This is a genomic window from Sorangium sp. So ce385 (assembly GCF_051474135.1).
Taxonomy (GTDB): domain Bacteria; phylum Myxococcota_A; class Polyangia; order Polyangiales; family Polyangiaceae; genus Sorangium; species Sorangium cellulosum_D.
In genome coordinates, this window is record NZ_CP150337.1 from 8,877,728 (window position 1) to 8,890,498 (window position 12,771).

The following is a 12,771-nucleotide window of genomic DNA, read 5'->3' on the forward strand; positions in this document are numbered from 1 at the left end:
GCCGCCGGGCGCCGCTCTGGCGCGCCCCCGGCGGCCGCGCGCTCCCGCGGCCGCGCGCTCACGGATCGGGCATGGAGTCGTCCAGCTCGTCGAGCAGGCGCCGGTCGATCGCGGGATCGAGCCGGGCCTCGTCGAGCAGGGCGCGCGCCTCCGGGAAGCGCCTCGCGAGCACCAGCGCCCGGAGCCAGAGCACCTTCCGCTCCACCGCGAAGGCGCTCTGCGGCACCTCGCGCTCGTAGCGCTCGAGCGCCGCGATCGCCCGGTCGGGGTCGCGCCGCCGCACCGCCGCGCTGCACGCCTCGAAGAGGTCGATGTCCCGGCTGCTGCCGGGCACCCCGATCTCGAGCGCGGGCATCTCGGGCGCGACCGGCGCCGGCGCGCGTTCCTCCCGGTCGGGCGCTCGCCGCTCCGCCGGGGCGCGCCTCGGCGGCGGCGCCGCGGGCTCCGCGTCCGGCGGCGAAAGCGCCGCGGGCGGAGCCGGCTCCGCGGGCGGCGGCGCCGGCTCCGCGGGCGGCGGCGGGGCCACGGCGGTGATGATCGCCGGCGCGACGTGCCTCACCGCCGACGGTGGCGGCGGGTCCGGGGTCCGGAGCGCCAGCCAGAGCGCCCCCGCGGCCGCCATGGCCGCGATCGGCGCGGCGACCACGGTCCCCGCGCCCGCGGTCGGCAGCACCTGCTTGACGAGGCTCACCACCCCCTTGAGCCAGGCCGCGGCGTCGTTCAGCGCCTTGCCGACGCCGGCGGCGGCCTTCCCGACGTTGCCCTCCTCGAGCGCCCGCGCCGACTCGTGCACGCCGCGGAGGATCGACAGCCGCACGTCGTCGGGCACGCGCGGCGCGAGCCGGGCGGTGGCGAAGAGCGCCGCCAGATCCAGGGGCAGCACGAAGCGCGGGCCCTCTTTCTTCCGCTCCTCGCGCCGGCGCTTCGCGACGACGTCGTGGAACATGGCCAGGGCGCGCGCGCGCCACTTGTACGCCGTGGACAGCGGGATGCCGCGCTGCTGCGCGAGATCCGCCATCGGGATGCCGTCGAGGTCGTGCGCGACAAGGATCGAGTGCGCGTCCACGTCGAGGTGGTGCAGGAGCTCGAGCACCATGAGGCGCTCCTGGTCCGAGATCATCAGCTCGTCCGGGGTCTTGGACTGGTCGACGAGGGTCGGGAACTCCTCCTCGGGCACCAGCTCCTCGTAGCGGTGCTGGGCCCGCTCCCGGTAATGCGCGGCGGTGTGCACCGCGATCCGGTTCAGCCAGCGCTCCGGACGGGAGATCTCGGGCTTGTAGTTGTCGAAGCTCAGGTACGCGGAGAGCAGGACGTCCTGCGCGAGGTCTCCGCGGTCGCGCAAAGGAACGCCCAGGCGCGTCAGCCAGCGCCAGATGAGCATGAATGTCTTTTCGCGAAAGAGCAGCTCGAAGGCCCGCTCTTTCTCGGGTGGACCACCTTGGCCCGGGCGGCGAGGTCGCGTCATACACAAGAAAAATTCCGGGCGCAGATGAGCGGTTGCCGCCCGCCGCAGGCCGCGAGCGGCGGGCGCACGGGCCTGTCGGCCGCTCTCCGGCGCCTGGGGAGCTCACGATCGCGCGAAATCCTCGCGCCGGCGGCGCGCCGAGGCGCCCCGTGGCCCATCCGAATTTTGAATACAAATTTGTCGTACAATTCTCCCGGAGAATTGAACCTCCTGCCCGATTCGGGCGGTCAGAAGGAGGCCTTTGGGACGTGAGCGTCCACCGGCGGGAGCCACCGGATCTCCTCGTGACCGCCATCCGGCGCGGGGCGCGGCGGACGGCCGCGGCCGCGCGGCCGCTCGCTCGAGGGTGGCACTGCCCACCGCGCTCGCGGCAGCCTCACCGCGGCGCGGGGCTGCTCGTGGCGTGATTACGCGGCGACTGCGCCGTTCGTGGCGCCGAATGCGCCGCGCTCCTGGCCCCTTTGCGCCGCTCGTGGCGTGGCCCGTGGTGTGTCGGACGGCCTGTCGCCTCGCTGTGCGGCGGGAGCGCGGGGGAGCAACATTCCGGGTGCGTGCGCGGGCGACTTGAGGCACTCTGCCGCTGCCACGCGGGTCCAGCGCATGAACCTCTCCGACTTCTCTCTCGCAGCCATCGCGGCGACCTCGCGCCGCAACACCATCCGCGACCTCTGGGACAAGCTGCACCTCCTGCCCGGGGGCAAGCGCCTGTTCAGCCGGCTCATCGGCGCGATGGCGCCGTACACCGGGACGATCCGGGCCCACGTCGAGGTCCTCGAGCGCGGCCGCGCCGAGGTGTGGATGCGCGACGTGCCCGGGCTGCGCAACCACCTCCGCTCGGTGCACGCCGTCGCGCTCGTCAACCTCGCCGAGCTCACCGCGAACACGGCGCTGGCCTACGCGCTGCCCGACGACGCCCGGTTCATCGTCGCGGGCCTCTCGATCGAGTACCTGAAGAAGGCGCGCGGCACGATCCGCGCCGTCTGCGAGTGCCCAGTCCCGGACACGAGCGAACGCAGGGAGTACCCGATCCCCGTGAGCCTGCTCGACGCGACGGGGGCCGAGGTCGCCCGCGCCGTCCTCCGCAGCCTCGTGGGCCCGAAGAAGCAGCCCTGAGCCACGAGCAGCCTTGAGCCACGAGCAGCCCTGAGCCACGAGCAGCCCTGAGCCACGAGCAGCCCTGAGCCACGAGCAGCCCTGAGCCACGAGCAGCCCTGAGCCACGAGCAGCCTTGAGCCACAAGCAGCCCTGAGCCGCCGGCACCCCAGCGCTCCAGAGCACCCCTGTGCTCCGGAGCAGCCCCGATTCGGGCGCCCGCCTCTGCGCCAGAGCACCCCTGGTGCTCCAAAGCACGCTGGCCTCGAGCCGTGCTGTGCTTCAGAGCCCTCCTGCGCGCTGAACCACCCCTGAATTGCGGGGTTCCACGCACCTCGCCGGAAGACGTCTCACCCTGCACCACATTGGGCCAGATTCCAGACGAGGGTCGGATCGATGCGCTCGACAAGGGCCGGTCAGGGTGTTTGGATTCTGCTCATGGAGAACCGCTCAACGATGGTGGCGCTCGCCGCGACGGGGATCTGCGTGATCTTCGCGGCGTGCGGTGGGGCCGATGGCGGCTCGGTCTCCGGCGGCGGGACCGGCGGCGCGTCGACGGGGGCCGGCGCAGGCTCGGGGACGAGCTCGGAGAACGGCTCGGGGACGAGCGCGTCGACCGGTTACGGCGACGAGCCGGGAGGGATCAACGCCGCGAGCAGCAGCGGCGCGGGCGAGGGCGCCGGCGGCGACGCCTCGTGCGCGGGCGAGACGAGCACCGCGGAGCTCGTGCCGCTCGACCTCTACATCATGCTCGACGCGTCGGGGTCGATGGACGAGCAGCTCAGCCGGGGCATCACCAAGTGGGACGCCGTGACCGACGCGCTCGAGGCGTTCTTCACCGACGAGCAGTCGGTGGGCCTCGGCGTCGGGCTCCAGTACTTCCCGCTGCCGGACGACGACGTGCCCCTGAGCTGCACCAGCAACGAGGAGTGCGGCGACAACGGGCCGTGCGCGCTCCGGGTCTGTCACGACTCGTTCTCCACGACGGTCCAGGTCTGCGTCACCGACGCGGACTGCGGCGCGGGCGACACGTGCGTGGACCTCGGGGTCTGCTCCCGGAGAAACCGGCTCTGCGCCGACGTGGGCGAGAGCTGTGAGGGCACCGCGGGCACGTGCATGAAGGTGACCCGGAGCAACTGCGCGAACCCGGACTCGTGCGTCGTCGAGGACTACGCGACGCCCGCCGTGCCGATCACGCCGCTCGACGCCGCGTCGGCCGAGGTGCTCGTCCGGTCGATCGACCGGAAGACGCCCGACGGGGGCACGCCCACCGCGGGCGCCCTGTCCGGCGCGCTCGCGCAGGCCCGCGCCCACGCCGAGCAGAACCCGACCCACCGGGTCGTCGCCGTGCTCGCCACCGACGGCATGCCCACCGAGTGCAGCCCGAAGGACGCCGACGGCCTGGCGGAGCTCGCGGCCGGCGCGGTGAACGGCTCGCCGAGCATCTCCACCTTCGTGATCGGCGTCTTCGACGGCAACGACGACGGCGCCCAGGCCACGCTGGACCGCATCGCCGTCGGCGGCGGGACCGAGTCGGCCTTCTTCATCGACACGAGCTCGGACGTGACGCAGGCCTTCCTCGACGCGCTCACCGAGATCCGCGGCAAGAGCCTGGCGTGCGAGTACCAGGTCCCGGCGCCGTCCTCCGGGCAGACGCTCGACTACGACACGCTCAACGTCCAGCACACGCCGACGGACGGCGGCGCCGCGACGACCATCTTCTACGTGGCCGACGAGGCGCGCTGCGACGCGGCCGCCGGCGGCTGGTACTACGACGTCGACCCCGCGACCGGCGGCACGCCGACGAAGATCGTGATGTGCCCCGCGACCTGCACCCGGTTCCAGGCGGGCGGGCAGGTCCAGCTCAACGTCGGCTGCAAGACCGAGATCCCGCCGGTCAACTGAGCCCCGTCCTCGCCATGCACGCCCGCGGCACGCGCGCCCACCATGCCCGCCGCGCCCGCGGGCTCCCCGCCCTCGCCGTGCTGGCGCTCGCCGCCGCGGCCTGCTCGTCCGAGGAGGCCGTGGCGCCGGCGCCGCCGCCGCTGCCCGACATCGCGTACGCCGCGCCCGGGCCGCTCGCCGGCGCGTCCGGCGCGGGCGGCTTCCGCCTGGGCGCCGCCAGCGCCGCGACGCAGATCGAGGACCGGAACCCGACCACCGACTGGTACGTGTTCACGCTCCCCAAGGGCGAGGGCGGCCTGGGCCGTGGCGCCGAGTTCGTGGGCGACGCCTCGCGCGGCTTCTCGAAGGCGATCGAGGACGTCGCGCTGCTCCAGGAGATGGGGCTCGACTCGTACCGGTTCAGCGTGGAGTGGGCCCGGGTCGAGCCGCAGCGGGACGTCATCGACGAGGGGGCGCTCGCCCATTACGACCGGCTCCTCGACGCGCTCGTGGCCGCGGGGATCCGCCCCGTGATCACGCTGCACCACTTCTCGAACCCGGTCTGGGTGGACGATCCGCGGCGCACCGACTGCGCGGGCGGGCCGGGCGACGACAACCTGTGCGGGCTCGGGCACCCCGAGGGCGGGCCGCTCGTGATCGAGGAGATGGCCGAGCACGCGGCCCTGCTCGCCGCGCGCTTCGGCGACCGGGTGGACGACTGGGGCACGCTGAACGAGCCGTTCAACTACCTGCTCGCCGCCTACGGCGTGGGCGTGTTTCCCCCGGGGAAGACGGCCCTCCTCGGCGACCTGCTCGGCGAGTTCGTCCCGGTGCTGCGCGACTACCTGCTCGCGCATGCGGCGGCGTACCGGGCGATCAAGGAGGCGGACGCCGTCGACGCGGACCGGGACGGCAGCGCGGCGGACGTCGGGCTGTCGCTCTCGGTCGGCGAGTGGGTCCCGGCGCGGAGCCACCGGGTGAGCGACGACCCCGAGGACGTCGCGGCGCGCGACCGCATGGCCTACGTCTACAACCACCTCGTGATCGACACCGTCCTGAGCGGGCGGCTGGACGTCGATCTCGACGGCGCGCCCGACGTGGAGCTGCCTGGCTTGCGGGGCGCGCTCGACTGGCTCGGGGTCCAGTACTATTTCCGCGCCGGCGTGACGGGCGACGGCGGCCTCGTGCCGGTGCTGAACCTCACGCCGTGCGTGAACGGGCTCGACTTCGGGGCGTGCGTGCCGCCGGTCGACGAGACGTTCTGCGTGCCGGCGATGCGCTACGAGCACCACGCGCCCGGCCTGTACGGCGCGCTCACGGACCTCGGCGCGCGCTACCCCGGCCTGCCGCTGGTGGTCACCGAGTCGGGGATCGCGACGCGCGCGGGCGAGCGGCGGGCCGAGGTCGTCGTGCGGGCCCTCGAGCAGATCGAGCGCGCGCGCGGCGAGGGCGTCGACGTGCGGGGCTACTACCACTGGAGCCTCTACGACAACTTCGAGTGGGCGGAGGGGTTCGCGCCGAGGTTCGGGCTCTACACCGTGGATTACGGGTCTTACGAGCGCACGGCGACCGAGGGCGCCGCGGTCCTGGGCGAGATCGCGCGGGGGCGCGCGCTCACGGGGGCGCTGCGGGCGGCGTACGGCGGCGAGGGGGCGATGACGCCGGAGCCGGAGGCGGCAGAGGGGTTCGAGGGGTGCAGCGGGACCTGGTGACGGGGCGGCCTGGGGTGGGGGGCGCGGGAAGCGAGGAGAAAATGATGTTTGAAGGGCTTTCCACCCTGTCGGAGTACGTCATTTGCATCAGCACGGTAGCTCAGAAGCGTCCTTGCGGCTCGCTGGCGGTCGTCGCCCACCACCTGCTCGGGGACATGGTGAACGCTGCCGAGCACGCCCTGAGCCACTACTTCCCGCTCACGTTGGCCGAGCCGTTCCTTCAGAATTCCAGCCTCGGAAGCCCTTACCAGAAGTGGGCCAGATTCACGAACGAGGACTTCAGCATGCTCGACGCGTGCGCACGTCGCGTCGTCCTCGCGGGATGGAAAGCTTATGAAGAGGCTGTCGGTTATCTTGAACCCGATCGGAGCAGGAAGGACGCTTGGCACTGGTTTCACTCGGTATACACGCAATACGCCAGCTGCGTCGTGAGCCGCGAGGAGCCCTCGCTGACGCTCTCGACCGTCAGCCTCATGGGCTGGGTAGAGCCGGGATCACATAGGTTCATGAACGTCGTCAATCAACCCGATCCGCCGGCGTCGACGCCGGCGATCGTCGCCCTCACGAAGCGAGACATCTCGGACCGGACCGTGATCGCGGAGCTGCGCGAGGTCGGCCTGGGGAACCTCCGGGAGCTGCGAAGACTGAACCACCAGTTTGCGCTGTGGATTCGCAGCAATTGCACGATCGAGGAGCTGACCGCTCCCCACAGCGGCACTCTGTCGGACACGCCTCTCGAATGACGGCGATGGCCAGGTACGCCGCCCAGCAAGGGCCTGCAGCGTGGTGGGGTACGCAGGCTCACGCCGCTCGCCAGCGCAGCTTGGGGCCGAGGCCCTGGGCGCTGGGCGGGCGCGCGAGGAGCGCGATATTTAGTTAGGGAAACTAAGCGTTTCGACGGCGATCCCGTCCTCCCCCGTGACCATGGCGCCAGACCACTCCCAGCTGGTGCCGCCCTTGCCCGGAGGGCCGAGCTCGTAGGTGACGTTCTCGAGCGTGAGCTGGTCCTCGTCCAGGTAGGCGATGCCGATCGAGTCGCCGCCGCGGCCGGGGCCGCCGTAGCCGCCGTCGCCTCCCAGGCCTCCGTTGCCGCCGCGGCAGGACCACGTGCCGTCCCCCACAGCGCCGCCGAGCTGGCCTCGGCCACCCTTGCCGCCTCGCTCGGGCTCCCCACCGTCGCCGCCCGGACCCGCCTCGAGCGTCATGATCTCGCTGTCGCGCACGGTCAGCTTCGCGTGCAGCGCAATGATGCCGATCGTCGGGTAACCGTTCTCGCCCCCTCGGCCGCCCCGCCCGCCGCAGCCGCCGGCGCCTCCGGACCCGCCGCCCGCGCCTCCCTTCGAGGCCACGCCGCACGCGGCGAGCCCGCCTCGACGGCCGCCGCCTCCGCCGCCGCCCTGGCCCGGCATGCCCCTGCTGCCGTCGCCTGCGCGACCGCCCTCCCATCCCGCCTCGCTGATGCGCCCGATGCCCTCGCCGGCCGCGCCGCGCGTTCCAAAATCCCCGGGGGCGCCATTGAACCCATGGGAGCAGCCAACGTTTTCGCGGTCCGCACTCCCACCCCGTCCGGAGTTCGTGGGGTTCGGCATCGGGATCGGCATACCGTCGTCTCCCCGCTCGGGATCCTCCGGCTTTCCGTCCCCGCCCTTGCCGCCCATGCTCGGGAGCCCATCGTCACAAGAGCGCATTGCCGCGGCCCCGCCGGGCACGGTGGCCGCGGAGCACGCGTCCCCACCGTACACACCATCGACGCCAGTCGCTGCCTGATATGGCCAGGGCCATTCCTCGCCATCGCGGCCACCCCATGCAGAGGAGCTATGAATCGTGCTACGGATGAACTCCACCACCGTGTTGGACTGAACAAGCATGGTTATCGGCCCATGCGCTTGCAGCCCCATGTCGACGATCACCGACACCCCGTCCGCGGCGCCCGTGTCATCGGCGCTCGCAGGTACGACGGTGAGGAGGATATTTTCATCTCTACCCTGCAGCAGCGGGCGCCCCGCGAGGAAGCGCTGCCAGTTCAAGCAGTGGAATCCCCCGATCAGGTCCACACCCGACGGCAACGTGAGGGGCTCGAAGAACCCGTCATTGCATGCGAAGACGCGTCCTCGTCCGGTACGGGCGAGCTCCACGCCGCGCTGCAACGTGCGCAGCGGCTTGTCCCGCGTGCCGGGGTTTGCATCGTCCCCGCCGCCGAAGGAGCCGCCGACGAACACCCCGCAGCCATCCTCCAGCACACCGGCGGCGACACGCTCGAGGCAGACCGACTCCGGCGGCGCCTCGCCTTGACACGACGACGCGCCGTCGCACGCCGTTCCACCGGCGTCGTTGGGGCCCGGTGCGGTGCCGCAGCCGCCTGCGATGAGCAGCAGCGCAGGGGACAGGTAGCGCGCTCTTGTGATTCGCATGGCTCTCCCTCGATGTTACGCGACGTATCTCGGGCTCTTCAGCGGGGCGGTCCAGCGTCGGCTGCAGCGAACTGAACGTAGGGCAGGGACTGGCCAGCGGCTCCCCGGCCCACAGGGTCATCGGCAGACGCGTGGCCCGCGGGACCACCGTCCCCCGCGCTTCCGGTGGTTGTAAAGGCGTCCGGCGCGAAGCTCACGTAGGCAGCCATGGACGCCACGCCGTACGAAGGGCCCCCGAGGCCACCGCCGGCATCCCCCCCGTGGCCGCCATCTCCCCCGAAACCGCCGTGGCACGCATCCCATGCACCGTCGTAGCCCTGTCCACCGTATCCACCCGGTCGACCGATGCCGCCCGGCTGGCCCGTTCCGCCGACCCCTCCGCGGCCGCCACGTCCCGCCGTGACCACCGTGGCCTCGAGCATCAACGCGCTCCCCTGCAACGCCACGATGCCGATGCTCGCGCCGCCGTATCCACCCCCCTGCCCTCCCTGGCCGCCGCAGCCGCCGCTCCCCCCGGAACCGCCGGCGGCACCGCCCTGGGGGCGACCCGTCGGACACCCGAGCATGTCGCCTCGCCCCTTGCTGCCGCCACCGCCGCCTCCGCCCTGGCCGACGCCGCCCCTCCTGCCGTCGTCACCCCGGACGCCGATCCATCCATTGACGGTCAGCTGGCGTGCGCCAACAGCGCCGGCAGCGCGACCTCCGTCGGCGCCTTGCGCGCCGGTTGCCCCGTCCGTGCACCTCGCGCTGTCCGCGCCGCTGCCTGCTAGGCCGCCGTTGCCCTCGGGGTTCTCCGCCGGCTCCGGCTGTCCTGGAGCACCGTCGCGACCCCTATCGAGCTCGCCATCGCCGCCGTATCCGCCGATGGATTCGGTGCCATCGTCGCACGCCGTCACGGCTGGCCGGGCGCCGACCGTGAAGTCCGCCGTGCAGGCCGACGCGCCATCGTTCCCCTCCTCGCCATCCTGCGCCCGCTCCTGAGGCGCATCGTCCCCGGGCTCCCCGTCCTTGCCGTTGCCCGCGATGACCTCGCTCGACACCACCTTCGCCTTGGCTCCCGGGCTGAGGATCATCGCGATCGACGACTTAGCATCGACCGCGGACGCATCCGCCGCCACGACGCGCACGCCGGCGATCGTCGATGTCACGTCCTCCGCTCCCGCGATCACCCGCAGCGGGATCCCCACCGGAGGAGCGATGGTCGTCGGGTGATTCGGCCCGTCGAACGACCACCCGTACGACCACTCGCCGGCCTCACAGCGACGGCCGCCCCACAGGTCGACGCCCGAGGGCAGCGTGACCGCCTCCTCGAACTCCCCGCCACATGCGTACACGCGTCGCGTCGGCGCCTCGCCCTTGCCTCGTCCGCTTGCGGCGAGCCCGATCGCGTGTTGCAAGGTCTTCACCGGCGCGCGCTTCGTGCCAGGGTTCCTGTCGTCGCCGCGCGCGCTGACGAACACCCCGCACTGATCGAGCGCCGGCGCCCTGCCGGGCTCTCCCGCGCACGGGTCGGGCGGAGGCTCCGCATCGGGAACACACGCCAGCTTTTCCCCGCAATCGTCGGAATAGGACGTGCAAGCTGCCAGCGTGCTCGCTCCCCACACGCACACTGCGACAGCGACGACCGACGTCACCGCGCCTCGGCCTGCCAGCGAACCCATCCCCTCGGCCCGCCGCGCGCTCACCACAGCCCCTCGATTCGTGCACCGATTTCGTTCCCGCTCGCCACGGGCGAGACATGGACCCGGCCCCGAGCCGGCGAGGATCCCAGGAAGGAGAGGTCCGTGAAGAGGGACGCGGCGGTCACCGCGCCGACCACACCGCCGGCGATGACCATCGCCAGGCCCGCGCGACCCGACACATTGCGCGCGTCCTGCAGGCGCGCCAGCTCGCCGCATGGCGAGTCCTGAGGCGCTTGCCAGCACATCGACGAGCTCGACGACGGCTCGCTCAGGAGCAGGTCACGCCGGGCGCTCAGGTCGTCGTCGAGCTTGCCCGCACGAACCATGAGGACGGCGCCCACCGACACGCCAGCGGTCGCGGCCGCGATTCCCGCGATGCGCAGCGTTCCCGGCCAGGACGCCCACGGGTTGGGGGACCGCGGGCGGGCAGCGAGCGCAGCGCTCAAGGCCTTCGGCGTCGCCGGCGCTTCCTTGACCATGCTCACCGCCACGCGCGGCAGCTGCATCGCGATCTCGATCTCCGTGCCCGCGTCAGCGCTCACCACATGCAGCGCCTCTTCACGGCCAGGCGCGCGGGCCCGCACCATGTGGCGTCCGGGATCGAGGAACAGCCTGTAGGTCCGCGCGGTCCGACCGATGCCCTTGCCGTCGATGAACACCTCGGCGTCGGGCGGATCGACGGATAGCAGGACTCGAATGAGGTAAAACGCTGCCTTCGCCCGTCCGGCTTCGAATCGTGTCCGAACGTCGTCCGTGAGCGCAGGGCCCTGTTCGAGGCTCCAGGTCAGGTGCTCCGCCGCGTCACGGTACTTGCGGAGCGCGAGCTCACAGAGGCCGAGCTCGCCGGCGATCTCCGCGCACTCCTGGCTTGTGCCGCGCACCGCCTCTGCAGCGTCCAAAGCCGCCTTGTAGGCGTCGCAGGCCTCGTTCAACTTTCCTGATCTGTGCGCTTTCCGAGCACGGTGAACAAGGCCCTTCACCGTCGATCCATCGGTGCTCGCCGGCGTCGGGCGCCGTTCCTCCGCGTCGGCCGAGCTGGCCAACCCCGTTGCAGCGGCAAACGCCAGAAGAAGGAACGGCAGGTGCCCGCCGCAACGCATGCAGAGACGGTACTTACGCCGGTTGCGCTCCGTCCGTCAACCGAGACCCAGTGCTGCAAAGCAGCGCCATGGGCGAGAATTTTTGGACAGATGGCGGAAGGGGTCCGGTCGTCCCGTCTGCTGGTCATCCTGTAGCCAACCACGGCTCTGACAGGGTAGCATCAGCACCCACATCGTCTCACCAAAATCATCTCAACCGTGCATTTTGCTGACCCCGAGGGGTCGGCTCAGACGTGCTACCGGCGTGGACAAGCCAGCGAGCCTCTCCAGCAGCTTCGAGCTGTTCCGTCGCATCGCGCGGCGTCTTGGTGTCCCTGCGCGCGACGCGGAGGACGTCGCGCAAGACGCGCTGCTGCGCGGGCTCGACGCGGATCGGCGGATCGAGCCGGGTGGGGATCCGGCGACCTACCGCATCGCGATTGCCGCCAATCAAGCGCGCGACCACGTGCGCAGGGCGCGCCGTCAAGGAGAGGTCCTGACGTCGTTCGACCAGAGCGAAATCCGAACCGAGCGCCCGGACCCCGAGGAGCTGCTCCGCGGGCGGCAGCGGCACGCGCGCGTGCGCAGTCTGATCGACCGGGTGGACCCGAAGTACCGGCACCTCTTGATCAGGCACGACCTCGAGGAGATCCCGCTCGCGCAGATCGCCGCCGAGCTGGGCCTCACGACGGAAGCGGTGAAGACGCGACACCGCCGGGCCCTCGAGCGCTTGAGGGAGGAGAAGCTACGCTGGATCGCCGAGGAACATGCGCGCGGGCGGGATGGGGATGCGTGCGTGCCGCTCGCGTTCGAGTGGCACCGTCGCGAATCGTGGCCAACCACGCTGCGCCGCTGGGCCCTGCGGATCATCGTTCAGGGGGCGCTCGTCGTTCTGACCGGCACGCTCGTCGCCGAGGTCTCGCCCCGCTTGGAGCCGTGGCTGTTGCCTGCAGCGGTACGCGCTCCGGGGACCACGCAAATGGGGCAGGAGGTAGCCGCGCCCGCCCAGGAGGGCGGCACGAGCTCCGCCACGGCGCCCGTTGCATCCGCCGCGCGCGAGGAGTCGACGTTACCGTATCGGGCAGACGTGCGCGCTGATGCCGCCGTCGGCCAGCCGATCGCGGCCGCTCGTCGTGCCTCAAATCCGGGGAGCGCCGCGCGCAGCACCGTCAGCGAACGCGAGTGGAACCTGATCCGCGACGCCCGGAGCGCGCTGGACGCGCATAACGCGATCGCCGACCTTGACGCGCGCCGCCTGCTTGAGGTCCACGCGCGTGAATTCCCGCGAGGCCGCCTCACCCGCGAGCGCGAAGCGCTGCTCAGGCAGATCCGCTGACACATCCACCGAATGCGACGAGAGTCCGCCCTGTAGCAGATAAGGACAAACCACTCGTCTTCGCTCGCACCACGCAGCGACAGACCGAGAATCGATGATGCCACTCGTTG

Annotated in this window: 9 protein-coding genes; 5 read left to right on the top strand and 4 right to left on the bottom strand. The window is 71.7% G+C overall.

The features are described from left to right. Positions 1–58: 58 nt before the first annotated feature. Positions 59–1,381, bottom strand: a complete 1,323-nt coding sequence (locus tag WME83_RS32250) for a sigma-70 family RNA polymerase sigma factor (RefSeq protein WP_437313546.1) — start codon at positions 1,379–1,381, stop codon at positions 59–61. A gap of 684 nt (positions 1,382–2,065) precedes the next feature. Here WME83_RS32250 and WME83_RS32255 point away from each other — a divergent pair. The 4 genes from WME83_RS32255 (at position 2,066) to WME83_RS32270 (ending at position 6,896) form a co-directional block, all read left to right on the top strand. Next, positions 2,066–2,578, top strand: a complete 513-nt coding sequence (locus WME83_RS32255) for a hotdog fold domain-containing protein (RefSeq protein WP_437313547.1) — start codon at positions 2,066–2,068, stop codon at positions 2,576–2,578. A gap of 417 nt (positions 2,579–2,995) precedes the next feature. Further along, on the top strand, positions 2,996–4,462 hold the full coding sequence (locus WME83_RS32260; protein WP_437313548.1) for a VWA domain-containing protein: 1,467 nt from the start codon (positions 2,996–2,998) through the stop codon (positions 4,460–4,462). 14 nt (positions 4,463–4,476) lie between these two features. After that, on the top strand, positions 4,477–6,153 hold the full coding sequence (locus WME83_RS32265) for a glycoside hydrolase family 1 protein (RefSeq protein ID WP_437313549.1): 1,677 nt from the start codon (positions 4,477–4,479) through the stop codon (positions 6,151–6,153). Positions 6,154–6,194: 41 nt separating this feature from the next. Beyond that, positions 6,195–6,896, top strand: coding sequence for a hypothetical protein (locus WME83_RS32270; RefSeq protein ID WP_437313550.1), 702 nt, complete (start codon positions 6,195–6,197; stop codon positions 6,894–6,896). Positions 6,897–7,025: 129 nt separating this feature from the next. Here WME83_RS32270 and WME83_RS32275 read toward each other — a convergent pair whose 3' ends face one another. The 3 genes from WME83_RS32275 to WME83_RS32285 are packed head-to-tail and all read right to left on the bottom strand — an operon-like array spanning position 7,026 to position 11,178. Further along, complete coding sequence (locus tag WME83_RS32275) at positions 7,026–8,564, bottom strand: hypothetical protein (protein ID WP_437313551.1); 1,539 nt, start codon at positions 8,562–8,564, stop codon at positions 7,026–7,028. Positions 8,565–8,602: 38 nt separating this feature from the next. After that, entirely contained in the window at positions 8,603–10,225 is a 1,623-nt protein-coding gene (locus tag WME83_RS32280) for a hypothetical protein (RefSeq protein ID WP_437313552.1), read from the bottom strand. Positions 10,226–10,245: 20 nt separating this feature from the next. Beyond that, positions 10,246–11,178, bottom strand: coding sequence for a PEGA domain-containing protein (locus WME83_RS32285; RefSeq protein WP_437313553.1), 933 nt, complete (start codon positions 11,176–11,178; stop codon positions 10,246–10,248). A 412-nt stretch (positions 11,179–11,590) separates the two neighbouring features. Here WME83_RS32285 and WME83_RS32290 point away from each other — a divergent pair, with 412 nt between their 5' ends. Continuing rightward, entirely contained in the window at positions 11,591–12,661 is a 1,071-nt protein-coding gene (locus WME83_RS32290) for an RNA polymerase sigma factor (RefSeq protein ID WP_437313554.1), read from the top strand. Positions 12,662–12,771: the final 110 nt, after the last annotated feature.